The sequence below is a fragment of the Archangium gephyra genome (assembly GCF_042230915.1).
GTDB classification, from domain to species: Bacteria; Myxococcota; Myxococcia; order Myxococcales; family Myxococcaceae; genus Archangium; species Archangium gephyra_B.
The window spans coordinates 3,718,545-3,734,348 of sequence record NZ_CP102578.1; the positions used below are offsets into that span (position 1 = coordinate 3,718,545).

The 15,804-nt window shown below is 68.7% G+C and carries 15 protein-coding genes; 6 read left to right on the plus strand and 9 right to left on the minus strand.

The features are described from left to right. Positions 1-94: 94 nt before the first annotated feature. The 4 genes from NR798_RS14990 to NR798_RS15005 are packed head-to-tail and all read right to left on the minus strand — an operon-like array spanning position 95 to position 5,110. The gene (locus NR798_RS14990) at positions 95-787 is read right to left on the minus strand and encodes a Coq4 family protein (protein ID WP_375772145.1); all 693 of its coding nucleotides are present in this window, start codon (positions 785-787) and stop codon (positions 95-97) included. A gap of 10 nt (positions 788-797) precedes the next feature. Next, positions 798-1,604, minus strand: coding sequence for an SDR family NAD(P)-dependent oxidoreductase (locus NR798_RS14995; RefSeq protein WP_375772146.1), 807 nt, complete (start codon positions 1,602-1,604; stop codon positions 798-800). Further along, positions 1,601-3,259, minus strand: coding sequence for an SMP-30/gluconolactonase/LRE family protein (locus NR798_RS15000; RefSeq protein WP_375772147.1), 1,659 nt, complete (start codon positions 3,257-3,259; stop codon positions 1,601-1,603). The genes NR798_RS14995 and NR798_RS15000 overlap by 4 nt, the downstream gene beginning before the upstream one ends. A 27-nt stretch (positions 3,260-3,286) precedes the next feature. Beyond that, the gene (locus tag NR798_RS15005) at positions 3,287-5,110 is read right to left on the minus strand and encodes a flavin-containing monooxygenase (RefSeq protein WP_375772148.1); all 1,824 of its coding nucleotides are present in this window, start codon (positions 5,108-5,110) and stop codon (positions 3,287-3,289) included. 100 nt (positions 5,111-5,210) lie between these two features. Here NR798_RS15005 and NR798_RS15010 point away from each other — a divergent pair, with 100 nt between their 5' ends. After that, on the plus strand, positions 5,211-5,789 hold the full coding sequence (locus NR798_RS15010) for a TetR/AcrR family transcriptional regulator (RefSeq protein WP_375772149.1): 579 nt from the start codon (positions 5,211-5,213) through the stop codon (positions 5,787-5,789). Between the two features lie 98 nt (positions 5,790-5,887). Here NR798_RS15010 and NR798_RS15015 read toward each other — a convergent pair whose 3' ends face one another. Beyond that, positions 5,888-6,838, minus strand: a complete 951-nt coding sequence (locus tag NR798_RS15015) for a helix-turn-helix transcriptional regulator (protein ID WP_375772150.1) — start codon at positions 6,836-6,838, stop codon at positions 5,888-5,890. Between the two features lie 97 nt (positions 6,839-6,935). Between NR798_RS15015 and NR798_RS15020 the strand changes: the two genes are divergently transcribed. Beyond that, positions 6,936-7,571 (plus strand): LysE family translocator, encoded by a 636-nt coding sequence (locus tag NR798_RS15020; RefSeq protein WP_375772151.1) that lies wholly within the window; start codon positions 6,936-6,938, stop codon positions 7,569-7,571. A 9-nt stretch (positions 7,572-7,580) separates the two neighbouring features. On the opposite strand, the gene NR798_RS15025 is transcribed toward NR798_RS15020, so the two are convergent. Beyond that, the gene (locus tag NR798_RS15025) at positions 7,581-8,489 is read right to left on the minus strand and encodes a hypothetical protein (protein ID WP_375772152.1); all 909 of its coding nucleotides are present in this window, start codon (positions 8,487-8,489) and stop codon (positions 7,581-7,583) included. Positions 8,490-8,603: 114 nt separating this feature from the next. On the opposite strand from NR798_RS15025, the gene NR798_RS15030 reads away from it, so the two are divergent. Continuing rightward, on the plus strand, positions 8,604-9,044 hold the full coding sequence (locus NR798_RS15030) for a hypothetical protein (RefSeq protein WP_375772153.1): 441 nt from the start codon (positions 8,604-8,606) through the stop codon (positions 9,042-9,044). A gap of 10 nt (positions 9,045-9,054) precedes the next feature. Here the strand turns inward: NR798_RS15030 and NR798_RS15035 are convergent, their stop codons facing one another. Then, complete coding sequence (locus NR798_RS15035; protein WP_375772154.1) at positions 9,055-9,609, minus strand: hypothetical protein; 555 nt, start codon at positions 9,607-9,609, stop codon at positions 9,055-9,057. Between the two features lie 162 nt (positions 9,610-9,771). Further along, positions 9,772-11,208 carry a M91 family zinc metallopeptidase gene (locus NR798_RS15040; RefSeq protein ID WP_375772155.1) on the minus strand — a complete coding sequence of 479 codons (1,437 nt, stop codon included), beginning with the start codon at positions 11,206-11,208 and terminating at the stop codon, positions 9,772-9,774. A 210-nt stretch (positions 11,209-11,418) separates the two neighbouring features. Here NR798_RS15040 and NR798_RS15045 point away from each other — a divergent pair, with 210 nt between their 5' ends. Further along, positions 11,419-12,450: a lipase maturation factor family protein gene (locus tag NR798_RS15045; RefSeq protein WP_375772156.1), complete on the plus strand. Its 1,032-nt coding sequence runs from the start codon at positions 11,419-11,421 to the stop codon at positions 12,448-12,450. 135 nt (positions 12,451-12,585) lie between these two features. Here the strand turns inward: NR798_RS15045 and NR798_RS15050 are convergent, their stop codons facing one another. Next, positions 12,586-14,361 carry a HEAT repeat domain-containing protein gene (locus NR798_RS15050; protein WP_375772157.1) on the minus strand — a complete coding sequence of 592 codons (1,776 nt, stop codon included), beginning with the start codon at positions 14,359-14,361 and terminating at the stop codon, positions 12,586-12,588. A 69-nt stretch (positions 14,362-14,430) separates the two neighbouring features. Between NR798_RS15050 and NR798_RS15055 the strand changes: the two genes are divergently transcribed. Together NR798_RS15055 and NR798_RS15060 are read left to right on the plus strand one after the other, a co-directional pair. Then, a complete protein-coding gene (locus tag NR798_RS15055; protein WP_375772158.1) occupies positions 14,431-14,802 on the plus strand; it encodes a hypothetical protein in 372 nt (123 codons plus the stop codon). 113 nt (positions 14,803-14,915) lie between these two features. Further along, on the plus strand, positions 14,916-15,746 hold the full coding sequence (locus NR798_RS15060) for a hypothetical protein (RefSeq protein WP_375772159.1): 831 nt from the start codon (positions 14,916-14,918) through the stop codon (positions 15,744-15,746). The last annotated feature ends 58 nt before the right edge of the window (positions 15,747-15,804 follow it).

The window sequence follows — 15,804 nt, forward strand, 5'->3', positions numbered from 1 at the left end:
AAGAGTTAAGGCGGATGACTGATAAAGTCAATTGACTTAAATCGATGCCTGGAGAGGAGGCGGGCGTGGCACCCGCTCCCTCCGATGTACTCCGTCAGTTCAGCTGCGCCGCGGAGGCGCACAGCCGCTCGCTCAACGTGGCCACGGGCGTCTCCCAGTAGTTCTCGAACCTGAAGCCGAGGAACTGCTGGGACGCGCGCCCCCGGCGGTACGCGGCCCAGAGCCGCCGCAGGTACTCGGACCGCCCGACGCCGGCCTGCGGCGTCTTGAGGTGTCCGAGCGTGCCGAACGCCAGGATGAGCACCGCGGTCCGGATCCCCAGGTTGCCCAGGGCGTACGCCTGCAATTCCATCTCGCCCACCACGTCCGTGCCGTAGCCCGTCAGCACGTGCAACAAGTCATGCGTCTCGCGGTAGCGCTTGCCGATGTAGTCGATGTCGTTCTTGAGCTCGAGCGTCGTGTCGAAGGGCGAGATCTTGTTGTCGCGGTAGTAGCGCGCGACCCCATGGCCGAGTGTTCCCTCGGGCAGGCGCTCGAGCGCGGCCAGATCCAGATCCCTGGCTTGAAGGGAAGGGCGCTCGGAAAGAATGCGGCGCCCCTCCTCGCTGCGCTGGAGCTGCTGGACGAGCGAAGCGTAGACCTTGCCGTCCAGGCAGATGTTGAGCAGCTGGCCGCAGGTGGGATTCGCCGGGTCGTGCTGGAGCACCTGCAGGCACTGGGTCGCCACGCGCAGGCGGGTGAACAGGGAGGCGTTGTCGGGCAGGGACAGCGTGTTGGGATCGGGCATGGGGGCGCTCCTATTGCGGCAACAGGGCTTTCATCTGATCGTAGATGAACCGCGCCGCGCGCTGGGGGTTCAGTCTGTAGACAGCGTCCATGAGCCTGGCGTCGGCTCCCACCAGGACTCGGAAGCGGTTGTTCTCGATGCCGTCGATGATGATTCGCGCGGCCTTGTCGGGGGCCAGCATCTTGACCGGCGCCTCTCCACCCTTCACCTCCAGGGTATCCATCACCCCCGAGTTCACCGCGATGTTCGTGCCCATCGCTCCCGGGAGGACCACCGTGACCCGCACGTTCGTCCCCAGCAGCTCCGAGCTCAGGCCTTCCGTCAGGAGCTTCACGGCCGCCTTGGAGGCCCCGTAGATGGTCTGTCCCGGCACGGGCAGGAAGCCTCCCATGCTGGAGATGTTCGTGATGTGCGCCTCCGGGCGTGCGAGCAGGTGCGGCAGGAACGCCTTGGTCATGTAGAGCGTTCCGAACAGGTTGACGTTCATCACCCGGTCGATCGCCGCGTAATCGAGGTCCTTCAACCTGACGAAGGGTTGAATCACGCCCGCGTTGTTGATGATGCCGTCGACTGCCCCGAAGCGGGCGATGACCTGCTCCGGGAGCGCCTCCACCGCCGCCCGGTCCGTGATGTTCAAGGCGTAGGTGGCCAGGTTGCCCCGGTTCATCCCCGCCAGCGCGACGGTCTCCTCGAGGCCAGCCGCGTTGATGTCCATAGCGGCGACGCTCGCGCCGCTCGACAGCAGCGCGAGGACGAGCTCCCGGCCCAGGCCACTTCCGCCGCCGGTCACGACGACGATCTTGTTCTGGACCTTCATGGCTGTGCCTTCCCTGCTTCGGGGACGAACCGGTAGAGGGCGCTCTCCACATCGGACGATAGATAGATGGTCCCCGAGGCGCCCACGGCGACCCCGGTGGGGAGGTACCCCGATGGCAGGCCCTCGCTCTCGGGCAGACCGATGCGCAGGCCGCTCGCGATCACGGTGGAGCGTCCCGTGGCCGGGTCGATGCGCACCAGCCGCTTGCGGCCCACCTCGGCGACGATCAATCCCCCGTCCGGATGCCGGGCGATGCCCTCCGGGGCCTTCAGGCCCTTGGCCACCGTGCGCCGCGCTCCATCCGACAGGCGCACCCGGGTCACCCGCCCCGAGCGCACCTCCGTGACGTACACCCCCGGCTCCTCCGCCTCCGTGTCGGCCACGAGCCCCACCGGCCCCTCCAGGCCCTCGGTCAGCACCGTGGTCCCCGCGGGCTCGGCGGCATCCACCCGCACGAGCTTGCCCGTGGTGGCCTCGGCGACGAGCAGCGTGCCATCGGGGAGCTCGAGCGCGCCCTGGACGCCATTCGTGTTGGAAATCGTCCGCAGCTCCTCTCCGGAGGTTCGATCCCGGACCTGCACTTGCCCCAGGTAGGCACTGCTCAGCACCACGTGCTTCGCGCCCAGACTCACGTGCATCGGGAAGGTCATCCGGGAGGAGAGCACACGCGTCGTCTGGGAGATCTTCCCATCACGCCCGCCCACCCGGCGAAGGGCATACACATCCGCCACGTACAGGCTCTCGTCCGGATCATCCGGCGCGACGGCGAGGCCCGAGGGCACGCTCAAGCGCGCCTCGACGAGCGGCCGGATGGCGCCATCCGCGGGATTCACCACGCGAATGTCGTTGTCCACCATGTTGGACACGTACACCTGGTCGTCGGGGCCGACCGTCAGGTTGTCGAGCCCGGTGGGCAGCTTCGCGACGACCTCCTTGTCTCCCGTGGCCACCCGGACGCGGACCAGCTCGCCCCGCATCGTGTCCACCACGTAGAGGTTCTCGCGGCGCGAGTCGAAGTTGACGGCGACCGGCAGCTCGAAGCCCTGCGCCACGGTCTCGACGCTCCCCGTGTCCACGTCCACCCGGACAATCCGCCCCGTCATCAGGAGCGGGCCGTACAGCTTGTCGTCCGTGCCGAACTCGAAGCCATTGAGGAGGCCGAGCCCGGAGAGGATCCGCCGAGGCGGTTTGCGCCCGCTCGGATCCACTTCCGACAGCGCATCCTCACCCCGGCCGAGCTGGGTGACGTAGAGCCTGCCGTCGCGGCGGAAGGCCAGCGAGTTGAGGCCCGGCAGATCCTTGGCGAGGACGTGCGTCTTTCCATCCGGAGTGCGCCGCATCAACCGGCCGGAGAAGAAACCGGTCCAGTAGACGGAGCCATCCGGGCCCAGGGTCACATCATCCGCGCCGCCCAGCGGAGGCCCCACCAGGGTGCTCACCGCACCGCTGGCCAGGTCGATGGAGTGGACCGACTGGCCGAGCAGATTGCTGGCCAGCAGGTGCCCCTTGCCATCGAGGGCCAGCCCGTGGACGCCTTGGAAGGGAGAGCCGGCCACCACCACCTCCTGGCGGTAGACGGGTGGAGGGGCGGAGAGGGCCTGGCCGCTCACCATCAGCAGCCCGGCCGCCAGGGTCTTGGAAAGGAATCGATGCATGGGGATCTCCGGGTGGGGCTCAGGCGCTCACGCCGTGCCGGTGGCGCGGGGGGCCGCGGAGTGCGTGAGCTCCAGGCCCTCGAGCTCGCCGGACTTGCGCCAGTTCCGCAGGATGTCGATGAACTCGAGCGTGCCGCCCGCGTACCCGGCGCTGCGAATCACGCTCAGGGGAGGCTGGAGGCCCTCGTTGTTGATGTAGCCGGGCGTGCATTCGGCACCGCCGAAGACGTGGCCCTTCTGGAGGCTGCTCATGATCGTCCCCCACCACTGCGCCTGCGCCTGCTCCGTCGGTTCGAGCGTCTCGACGCCCCGCTTCAGGCACTGGTCGATGAGGTAGGCGGCGTGCTGCGCCTGCTCGCCGAGGATGTGGACGAAGTTGATCGCCCAGCTGCTCTGGATGAGGCTGATCATCAGGAGGTTGGGATAGCCGCGGCTGGTCATGCCGTGGAGCGTCGAGGGGCCGTCCGCCCAGGCGTCACGCAAGGACTTGCCGCCTCGCCCGCGAATGTCGAAGCCCAGCTTGCGGGTGTAGTCGCCCGTGACCTCGAAGCCCGAGGCGTAGACGAGGCAATCGACCTCGTATTCCTTGCCATTCACCACCACGCCGGTGGGAGTGATCCGCTCCACGCCCTTGCCGTCGGTATCCACGAGTTGGACGTTGGGGCGGTTGAACGTGTCCAGGTATTCGTCGTGGAAGCAGGGCCGCTTGCACAGCGGATCGTAGTAGGGCTTGAGCGCCTCGGCCGTCCCCGGATCCTTGACGATGGCGGCCACCCGCGCGCGGACCTCCTCCATCTTGCGGAAGTTGGCCAGCTGGTGGAGCTCGACCGCCTTCTCGGGGCTCTCGGCGCGGCGGCTCTCGGTACTGTCGAAGAGATAGGTCCACCCGTCCCGCACCAGGTCGGCCTCCGCCGGGAGACCGGAGACGAGCGCGGTGAAGTTGCGGATGCGCTCCTCCTGCCAGCCGGGCTTGAGCGTCTTCACCCAGGCCTCGTCGGTGGGCTGGTTGGCCCGCACCCCGACGCCCGAGGGCGTGCGCTGGAAGACGTACAACTGCCTGGCCGTAGCACCGAGGTGGGGGATCGCCTGGACCGCGGTCGCGCCCGTGCCGATGATGCCCACCCGCTTGTCGGCCAGCCGGGTCATGCGGCTCGTGGGGCCGCCGCCGGTATAGGCATAGTCCCACCGGCTCGTGTGGAAGCTGTGGCCCTTGAAGGTCTCGATGCCCGGGATGCCGGGCAGCTTCGCCTTGTGCATGATGCCACCGGCGATGACCACGAACCGCGCCGCGAGCTTGTCGCCCCGGGTGGTGGTGACGCTCCAGCGCTGGGCGCTCTCGTCCCAGTCCATCTGCTCGACCTGGGTCTGGAACAGCGCCGCCTTGTAGAGGTCGAACTGCCGGCCGATCTGCTGGCAGTGGGCGAAGATCTCCGGTGCCTTGGCGTACTTCTCCGTCGGGATGTAGCCGGTCTCCTCGAGCAGCGGCATGTAGATATAGGACTCCACATCGCAGGCCGCGCCCGGATAGCGGTTCCAGTACCAGGTGCCGCCGAAGTCGCCGCCCTTCTCGATGATGCGGAAGGAGTGCACGCCGGCCTGGCGCAGCCGCACCGCCGCCAACATGCCGCCAAAGCCACCGCCGACCACCAGCACGTCGAGCTTCTCGGTCAGCGCCGCACGGGTGAAGCCGGGCTCGACGTAGGGGTCCTTGTCGAAGTCCGCGTAGAGGCCGCTCAGGTCGCGGTACTGGGCGTTGCCGTCGGAACGCAGCCGCTTCTCGCGCTCGAGCCGGTACTTCGCCCTCAGCGCTTCCGGAGAAAAAGCGGCCTCACCCGTCTTCGTTCCACTCATTGCAGCTCATCCTTTCGACCCGACAATCGCGACTTATGTACACGGCTGTGTACATCGCTGGACATAGCGCAATCGCTGTCGTAAGTAAACAGCCGTGTACATGTCCGGCCCTTCCGAGCCCAAGAGAGCGACGCGCCAGCGCGATGCCGATCGCACGCGTGCGGCGATCCTCACCGCCGCCCGAACCCTGTTCTCCACGCGAGGCTTCGCCAACACCGGCGTGCGCGAGGTGGCGGAGCTCGCCGGGGTGAACTCCTCGCTCGTCGGCCGCTACTTCGGCTCGAAGCAGGGGCTGTTCCGGGCGGTGTTGGAGGAGATCGACATCACCCCGATGCTGCACGGAGATCGGCGCCGCTTCGGAGTGGACATGGTGGGAGTCTTCTTCGACGAGCCGGACTCATCGGGCCCGCTGCTGATGATGATCCTCTCGGCGGCCGACCCCGAGGCGCACGCGGCGAGCGTCGAGTTCCTCCAGACGAAGGTGATCGCGCCGTTGGCCAGGTGGCTGGGACCCCCGGACGGCGAGGGCCGTGCGGCGCGGCTCAACATCCTCTGGTCCGGCTTCCTCACCAGTTGGAAGTTGCTGCCCATCCAGCCGCTCGCGGGGGCGCGCGTGGCCTCCACCCGCCGCTGGCTGGAGGCCGCGACCCAGGCCATCGTCGACGAAGGCTCGGCCTGAGCGTCTTCCCAGGGGCCGTCCCCCTCCTGGGAGGGCAGGCCAGGCAGGCGTGTGCCCTCGGCTTCTTCACAATCCGGAACGGCAGTCCCACTCCACCGTCAGCGCCGGGTCTGCTGGAGCAGCCGCCGGGCGCAGGCCGCGAGCTCCTCGCGCAAGGCGTCCGGCCGTCTGATCTCGAAGGCGAAGGGCAGCCGCGCCAGCTCCCGCGCGAACCAGCCGAGGTCATCGGTCTGGCCGCGCAGCATCACGCCCCCGGCCACCTTCTCGAGCACGCCGAACGCGGGAAACACCTGACGCCGCGCCGTCTCCAGGCCGGTCTCCAGCAGCACCTCGATGGCGAATTCGCGAGGCAGCGTCGCGACCGAGAGCGTCAGGTGGGTGAGCGCGTCGAACCCCTCCGGGCGGGAGAAGCTCACGTCCAGCGGTTGCACGGAGTGCACGCGGTCCAAGCGGAACGAGCGCAATCCGTTGCGCAGGTGGCACATGCCCACGGCGTACCAACGCCCACCGCGCCAGGCGAGGCCATAGGGATCGAAGTCGCGCTCGGTCTGCTCGCGCTCGGATGCGCGATAGGTCAGGCGCACGCGCCGCTGGGTCTGCGACGCGGTGCTCAGCGCGACCAGTGCGGCGTTGTCTCGGGGAGTGGTGGGGTGCGAGAGGTCGAGCGTCACCGTCTCATCCACCGCGCGTACGCGCCGTTTCAAGGTGGCCGGCATCACCCGCTCGAGCTTGGCTTGTGCACTGGCGACGGCGGGCGCCGCTTCCGCGAGCCCCAGCCCACGCGCCGCGAGCAGTCCCACCGACAAGGCCAACGCCTCGTCGTCGGTGAACATCATCGGCGGCAACTTGAAGCCGGCCACCAGCATGTACGCGCCATCCCGTCCGCGCTCGGCGGTGATGGGGATGCCGAGCTCCTCCAGCATGGCGATGTAGCGGCGCACCGTCCGGCGGTCCACCGCGAGCCGCTCCGCCAGTTGCGAGCCGCTCATCCGCCCATGCGTCTGGAGCAACTCGAGGACGGTGAGCACGCGCGTCGTGGGGCGGGACATGGGGAGCAGCTCGGTTCGAATGAGGGCTGATTCCGCCCTATATTCCTCCTATGGAGGAGCGGTCCTCCAGTCCTTTCCACTCATGGGAGTCGCCGTTATGGAGCAGACCGCGCATCTCTGGCTCTTCTTCGTCCTGGTATTCGGAGTCGTCGTCCTTCCGGGGCTCGACATGGCATTCGTGCTCGCCAGTGCCTTGACGGGCGGCCGCAAGGCGGGCCTCTCCGCCGTGGCGGGAATCATCGCTGGCGGCGCCTGTCACGTGGCCGCCGGTGCAACAGGGGTCGCCGTGTTGCTGAAGGTCTTTCCGTCCGCGTTCAATGTGTTGCTGTGGATCGGCGCCCTGTACGTCGCGTGGATCGGAATTTCGCTGTTCCGGAGCGGAGCCGCGTTTTCGGCGGAGCCACTCACGGACAAGCGGTCTGCCTCGGCCACCTTCCGCCGCGGGGTGCTGACCTGCCTGCTCAACCCGAAGGCCTATCTCTTCATGCTCGCCGTGTTCCCGCAGTTCGTGCGGCCGGAGTACGGGCCCATCTGGCTTCAGGCGCTCGTGCTCGGCGCCATCATCGCGCTCACCCAGGGCGCCGTGTATGGCTCGATCGCGCTGGCCGCCGGCCGGGCCCGCGGCTGGCTCGAGTCCAATCCCTCCGCCAATGCCGCGGTCGCTCGTGTCGTCGGTGGGGTCATGACGCTCGCCGCCGTCCTGACGGCCTTCGAGGGCTGGCGCAGCGCTTGATGAATCGAGCTAACGCGCGTCGCTCCGCGGAAACGCGAGGGGCTCGAGTTGGTAGGTCGTCATGTACGAGTCGACCGTGAGGAGCGGCCCGCCCGGCTGGGAGGGAAGCGCGAGCGCGTGCCGCCCCGGATCCTCGGGATTGAACCGCACGTCTACATCCCGCGCCCCCGCGAGCGATCTCAGGCCCTGCTCCTTCCCGCGGATCTCCTGGAGATGGGCCCGGCGTTCCGCCCGTGACGTCTGGGGCGCATGCGCATTCGGCGTCATCCGCGAGAACGGGTGGGTGAGCTTCACCGCGAACACATACCGGGCCGGACCCGCCTCGAATTCATACGACACATACGAGGCGTCTCCCGTCCCCACCACGTCCCCGAATCGGGCCCGGGCCGGCAGCCAGCCCGACACCTCCCGTGCGTTCATGGGCGTGAGGTATTGGCCGCGCCGCAGCAACCCCAACCGCTCGTCCCAGCGGTCGATCTGGTCGAGCACCTCCTTCGCGCTCGCGGTGAGCGGGTGTGCGACGGCGGGGCGCGTCCCCACCCGGTGCAGGGGGCGCTTCATCATCTCCCCGAGACGTGGATCGAGGATCTCGTGCCGGTCGGGCAGGGAGACGCTGTAGCGCACCCGGAAGGGGCGGGGCATGTCGAGCCCGTCGTACCACTCCAGGGCGCCGGGGCGTGGCACGCGGGTCCGCTCGTCCCACGGCGTGTCGTAGAAGAAGCAGTGCTCGCGCGTGCCCACGGTGTAGCCGTAGAGGAACAACGTCTCGTCCTCGTAGTGCCTGCGGCCATGCAGGAGCGCGTCGGCCTCGCGCGTGGGCCCGGTGAGCGGCTCGGCTCGCTGGACGGGGAGCCGCGAGTACCAGTCGTTGAGGTTCGCCAGGATCGTCCGCGTGTCCGGCAGAGGGGGGGAGCTCATGGGCGGAATCCGTGGGGAGCGGGCTCAGGAGCGGATGCTCGAGCGGGGCCGGCATGGTAGAACGAAGGGGAGGCTCTTGACTTCCTCCGCATGGGTTCGCCGACTCCTATTCTCGTGGACGATTCGCTGTGGCCGCTGCTGCGGGTGACGTTCCCGCGCGTGATCACGAATGCGCAACAGGCGGAGCTGTTCGAGCGCACCCTGGCCTATCTGAGGCGAAGGGAACGGCACGTCACCCTGGTGGACTTCCGCCAGCTCCAATCGCTCACCGCCGAGCAGCGCGAGCAACAGTGGACCTTCCTGCGAGAGCAGGAGGTGCCGATGCGCCAGTGGTCGATGGGGATCGTCGGGCTCATCAACTCTCCGACCCTGGCGCTGGTCGCCCGGACCGTCGTCCACCGCGTCAAGCCCTCGGTCGTGCCGCACTCCATCGTGGCCTCGTGGCCGGCGGCGGTGTCGTGGGCGGCGGACCGGCTGAGGGACAACGGGCTGGGCGAGCACGCCTGCGAGGTCCGGCAACGTCTCGGCGCCTCTCCCCAGGGGCGCGTGGGCTGATGGGCCGGTCTCAGCGGGTGGGCCGCTCCGGGAGAGGGAGCGGCCCCACCTCTACCCATTGCTGCCGGGTGATGGCGGGCCCATAGCCCGGGTAGCGGCACGGGCGGCCCTCATCGTCCTTCGTCTCGTGGAGGCCCAGCTCCGGCACGTCCGGCAGGTAGCCGAGCCGCAGCTTCACCGCGTGCAGCGAGGACAGCTCCAGCGGGCGTCCCTCGTGGTACGGCAGGTCCTCCCGGGGCGGCAGGGGCACGCGAATCTCCCCCGTGAGCGGCTCCCCGGGTGACAGCTTCCGCACGCAGGGCACCTCCGGCGCCTCCACTTCCACGTCGTCCGGCACCTTCACCAGCGCCCGCGTCAGGACGAGCACGCCCTCGCTGGCCTCCACGTAGGCGCGCCCGGGCTCCAGGTGGGAGTAGCCCGCGCGGCTGGTGCTGAAGAGCTGATCCACCACCCACACGGGGGCCCCGGCCTCCCGGTGCAGCGAATAGCTCACCACGAGCGCGTCCTGCGTGAAGCGCAGCCCGGTCACGCGCAGCAGACCGCTCGAATCCTGGAACTCCGCCATGGGCTTCTTCCCTTCCTCGTGCGTCGTGGCGGGCCGGCTCCGTGCACAGGCCCCGAGTGCGACGAGGATGCAGGAGAGGATACACGCCACGGCTCGTGCCGGAGGTCTCAACGTGTCGTCCTCCCCGGGATGGATGCGTCAGCGGGCGGCGGGACGCGGGGCTCAGTACCTGGGCCGGGAAGGCAGGCCCAGCTCCTCGCGCAGCCGGTTCTCATTCGTGTGGCCGGGGTGCTGAGCCGGCGTGCTCGGATCGGCGTCGTGGTCGTACGGCAGCCCCACCGCCGCCTGCTCGCGGTTGTTCACTCCGTCCGTCGTCCCCGGGGCCAGCGTGCCGGTGACGTAGTTGTAGGCGTGCACCATCTCGTGGAAGAGGCCGACGAGGGGCGGGCGGTTCTGCCAGTCCTCACCGCCGAGCGAGATGCGCTCGAGGTTGTAATCGATGATCGCGTCTCCGCCGCTCCCGGGGGTGCCATCCGCCTGCAGCCACACGTTGGCGCGGTCCGTGGAGTTGGCGGAGTTGCCAGCGCCCGGCGCCGCCTGGCGGATGGTGGTGGTGTGGCCGCTGTTGTCGAGCGCCAGGAGCATCGCCCGGCCCTCCGGGGTGGAGCGCATGACGTCGAGATCGGCCTGCACGCGCTCCTGGAAGGCGGCATCGCCCTCGATGGTGATGGAGCTGCCGGGAACCTGGCCCGCGTCGTTGCGGGTGCTCAGGTCCACCGTCTTCACGGAGTCGCCCGCCCGCTGCGCCTGGGTGCCGGAGACGGTGTCGTCGCTCTGCGTGTAGAGGGCGTCGTTGCCGTCGCCTCCGTTGACCTGATCCTTGCCCTCGCCCGCGGCGACCGCGTCATCCCCGGCGCCACCGGCCAGCGTGTCATCACCCCGGCCGCCCATGACCTGGTCGTTGCCCCCCTCGCCGGAGACGGTGTCGTTGCCCGCGCCCCCATCCAGGTAGTCCCGGTCCTCGCCGCCCAGCATCGAGTCCGCGCCGCCCAGGCCGTACAGGACGTCCCGGCCCGCACCGCCCTCGAGGCTGTCGCTTCCCGCTCCGCCCTGCAGGTAGTCATCCCCCTCGCCACCCACCAGGGTGTTCCGGCCGCCGCCGCCAATGAGCGTGTCGTTGCCGTTGCCGCCCTCGATGCGAAGGTCCGCCGTCACGTCGGCATCCACGGCGATGCGGTCGTTGCCGTTACCGCCGCGGATGGTGACGTTGCGCGCCTGCTCCGCCGTCAGGGTGACGCTGCGGCCGTCGGAGGTGACCTTCAGGCCGCCATCCGTGGTGCGGGAGACCGTGGCCTCATGGTTGCCCGCCCCCAGGTCCACCACCGTCCGCCCGGACGTGTCGGTGGAGACCTGCGGCCCGCCCGGAGCCGGAGCGATTGAGGCCCTGGGGCGGCCCACGCCTTCCAGGTCCACGCTCGCGGCACGGCGGCGCGGCTGGGCGTCGAAACCATCCGTGGCGAGCCGGTTGCGAAGCTGCTGGGCCTCGCGGTCCTGCCGGGGAGGGGTGTTCGCCGGCCTGGCGGTCTCGGCCTGCGGCTGTGCACGAGGCAGGGTCCGCTGCGCGGAAGGAGTTCCACCACCGATGCGATTCGCGCTCATGACCGTCCTCGTACGGTGGGGATGGCCCACCACGCACCCCGGGTACTTCCGCCGGAGCCTCTGTGTCCTCGAGGGAATTATCGGCGGACGCGTCCCCGAGTTGCGTCCTGGTGGGGCCCGCCACCGAACCGCCAGTAAAACCGGCACGTTGAGCCGCGGAGTGCCGGCGGCTCAAGACACATCGCGTCAGACCGCTGTGACCCGCAGGGGATGTCCCGCACGGTGCGGCCCTCGCTCGCCGTCGCGCAGCGCGAGCGCCCCATTGACGAGCACCGCACCTTCCTTGTCGCGCTGAAGCAGTTCCCCCCGCTCCTGGGCGAGCGCGGCCTCCTCCCGGTCCCGCGGTACGTCGCCGCGGTGCGTTTCCGCGACGCGCCAAGCCTCTTCCACCCCCGCTACTCCGACCGCCTGCTCGCCGGTGTCGCGCTCGCCGGCATCCTCCTCTCGCTCGTGATCGTCCTCGGGCTTCCCGACGCGTGGCCGGCGCCCCTCACGATGCTCATCTGGCTCGTGCTCTGGGCGCTCTACCTCTCCATCGTCAATGTCGGGCAGACCTTCTACGCCTTCGGCTGGGAGACGCTCCTCCTCGAGGTCGGCTTCCTCGCCGCATTCCTGGGACCGGCCACGAGCGCCGTGCCCGCGCCGCTCATCTGGCTCTTTCGCTGGCTCCTCTTCCGCGTCGAGTTCGGTGCCGGGCTCATCAAGATGCGCGGTGACCCCTGCTGGCGCGACCTCACCTGCCTCTACTACCACCACGAGACGCAGCCGATGCCGAACCCCCTCTCGTGGTACTTCCACCACCTGCCCAGGCCGCTGCACCGGCTCGAGGTGCTCGGGAGCCACTTCGCCCAGCTCGTCGCACCGCTCCTGCTCTTCCTGCCGCAGCCGATCGCCACCTTCGCGGGGCTCTTCATGGTGGTCACACAATCGTGGCTCGTCTTGAGCGGCAATTTCTCCTGGCTCAACTTCGTGACCATCATTCTCGCCGCCTCCGCGTTCGACGATGCCGCGCTCGCGCGCGTCCTGCCGCTCGAGCGCGCCAGCACGATGGCGCTCGCCTGGCACGATGGGGTGGTCCTCGCGGTCACGGCGCTCATCGTCGTGCTCTCCTACCGGCCCGCGCGCAACCTCCTCTCGCAATCACAGCTCATGAACGCGAGCTTCGAACGGCGCGAGACGGGTGCTTGGTGGGTACGCACGCGTCTTGGCGAGTACCTCCCGCCGCTGACGCTCACGCGCTAGACCCCCTGGCGGGCGCGGCCGGGGTGCTGGGCGCACCGGTTCCATCCAGGAAGACCGGAGGCGCTCCAAGGCGCTCCCAGCCTTCACCCATCTCCGCCATGTCACTCAGCTGTCCTCGTCTCCCGGCACTTCCGGTCAACGTCCCCTCACTGGGCGAGACCTCAGGATGAACTCGGGCACGTAGTCGCGGCCCGTGGGAAGGGGAGCTTCCTCGACGTCATGTGCCTCCTGACGCGCCAGGTGGTACTTCAGGTGCGCGTGGATGCCGGAGGCGGGGGCGTTCCGCAGGTGCGCGTTGAGCAACGCGGAGAGGGCTTCGGGCGTGCCGAGCCGTGAGAGTGCCAGGACCGCCTCATCCGCGGTCAACGGTAGGTCCTCCCGATACCGGCCCTGATCGAAGAGCCCCTGCTCCAGCAGGGGGCGGCTGGCCTCCGCGTCGACCTCACCCAACCAGCGCAGGGCCTCGGCGCGCAGCCAGGGCTCGGGAGCCGTCCGCGCGGTGTCCTGGAGCAGCCGCAGGGCCTCGGGCCTGCCCTGACGCACGAGGCCCGCCGCCGCGCGCAGCCGCACCATGGCATTGGGGTCCCGCAGCAGTGCTCCGAGCCGGTCGCACCATCCCGCGCCCGATTCGCCCAGGCCGAGCAGCCCTTCGAGGGCGAAGCATTGCGCCATGCTGTCCGTGCCACGCAACGCGGCCAGGAAAAGGGGACGATCGGTGGTGGGCTCGGGCGACTCAGCCGCCCAGCGGAGGACACCGCGGACGAGCGGGGTGTTGTCCGGCCATGCCATGGCGGCCAGGGCCCAGCGGATGGCGACTGCCCGCTCCGTCTCGAAGAGCTTCAGGAGCAGCGGGCGCCGGACCCTCACGTGCACGTCGAAGTCGCACAGGAGCCGAAGCAGGAGCGGGCGGGCCTCGGGCCATTCACCGAGCAACTCCACGGCATCGGGGAAGCTCTCCGGCTCCTTCATGATCCCTTCCGGGAGGCGGCGGGCGAGGCTCGTCGTGCGCATGATGTGGTGCAGGCGGCGCAGCAGCTCGTCCCGGCCGAACCAGGCCGGGAGCTCGGACAGGGGCAACAGCAACTCCTCGGCCGCGCGGTGCAGTGCCTCGGGGTGGGGTGCCAGCAGCCGCGCCAGTTCCTTCCGGGGAAGGCCATGCTCCAGGCAGAGTCCCAGTTGTGCCGGGGTCAGCTCCCGTGCGCACCCGGCGAGGAACGCCCAGGACTCCGGGCGCTCCCAGGTGCTGGCCGCCACCGCGAGGTTGGCGCGAAGCCCATTGTGCGCCAGGGTGAACCCCTTGGCGCACTCGGCGAGGAACTCCCAGTGATACGGCTTCTCCGAGGTGAGGGCCTTCTGCTCACTGTGGTGTTGAAGCTCTTCGTGACTCCGCACGAGGGCCTGCTGGTCTTCCTGACACCAGCGTGCGTGGAGCCAGTCCACCAGGGTGGGGGGCAGCCATTCGCGGGACTCCTCCTCTAGGAGATCCGCCCGTTGATGGGACGACACCTGGAGCAGGGCGGCTTCGACGGCCGAGAGTGCCTCCGGCGTTCGGGCCAGGCGCGCGAGGCGGGTGAAGTCCGTGGTGTAGAGAACCTCGAACGTGCGCTGAGCGTGCTTTCGCCACTCCGCGAGGGTCTCCTGGAGGAGTCCGGAGAGCGCCTCGGCGGGGAGGGAGAGACCGTGCCGCAGCCCGGCCTCGAGCGCGCGAGACCGCACGGCATCGTGCTCGCGAACATCGAGGAGTATCTCGCGGAAGAGCAGGAGTTGCTCCGGGCCGCCGAAGATGGCGAGCAACTGGAGCGCGTTGAAGCGCGAGCCCCAGTCTTCGGCGGGAAGCGCGTGAAGGACGGACACCAACTGCGCGCGGATGCTCTCGCGCGAGGACCACACCAATGTGGGAAGGACGTGCAATCCGAACGCCGAGTTGGGACCGGCTGGCGAGACCGGCTGCGAGAACGCAGGACGATCACAAGCTAGGGGATGCACGTCCTCGATGCAACCCCGGGGACATCCCTGAGCGCGGACGGACTTCGTGGCCGTCACATTCAAGGTGCGGATCATCTCTCTCCTCCGTCGCTGGAAAGTAGCGCACTACCTTCGCCCGGCTTCTTCGATGTGGCCAAGGCTGTGGATGCCGCTTCGCGAGCCCGGGTCGCGAACGAGCTCGACGCACTCGGCGTGCCGTGCGACCTCGTGCTCGTGGAGATCAGAGCGCCCATTCGCGCACTGTCCGCCGAGTGGATATCTGGTCCGAATCCCCGGCGAATCAATCTCGCGGATGACAGAGGCGAGGGCCGCCGGTGGGTGCTGCTCAAGCAGGGCGGCCAGGGCCGAATATCGTTCGCGGCATGAAAAGAAACCGGCCGCTCATCACAGTGTTCGCAGTGGCAGCATTGGGATTCGCCGCGTGCGATAAGGCACAGGAAGAGGAACCCTCGCGCGCCCCGCCAGAAGGCACGTACACCGTGGGCACTCGCGTTGAGAGCGTGTGCCGTGGCTTCGATGGACGCTACTTCGTCTCGATTCAAGAAACGAACGTGGCCTCGGCGGAAGACGGTACCATCAAGCTCATCAATGAAAATGGCGACGTCAGCGTCTTCGCCAGCGGCATGAAGGAACCGCGCGGCCTCGACTTCACTGGTACCGAGCTCGTCGTTACCGACCTGGACCGCATCTGGGCAGTGGACAAGGACGGAAACAAGCGCGTCGTCGCTGACAGCACCCGATTCCCCTTCTCGGTGAGCAACCTCAACGACCTCTCGGTCGAGCCCGGGGGCAAGAGCTTGCTCGTCACCGAGATGGGACCTTCGAGCCAGATGCGCCCGGCGGGAAGCACCAACACCTTGCTCCCAGTCAACAGCGCCGAAGCGCAGGCGATGCCACAGACCGCGCGGGTGTTTCGCGTCAATGTCGCCGATGGCACCGTGACCACGCTGCTCGATGCCTCGACAGACAACCGCATCTTCAACGGCGTCTTCGCGAGCAAGAGCGGAAAAATCCTCATCGCCGATTACTTCGGTGGCGATTTGACCGAGCTTGCGGACAACCAGCAGCGGACGTTCGCTGTGCCTCGCGGCGTCGACGGCATCGGTGAGGACAAGAGCGGAAATCTCTATCTTGGCGTGTTCGAAGAGGGCCGCGTCTACAGGACAGACTCCAAAGGCGGCAACGCGACCGTGGTCGTCGATGGCCTTGGCTTCCGCGGTGTGGCCGATATCTTCGTCGACGCTGACAAGGGCCTGCTCTTGACGCCGAACCTGGGTGCCGGGACGTTGATTGTGCAGAAGCTGCCGTAGGTCTTTCTCATGGGAGCACGGTGAGAAGGGATGGCGTGGGGGGCGTGGGTTGTCTACA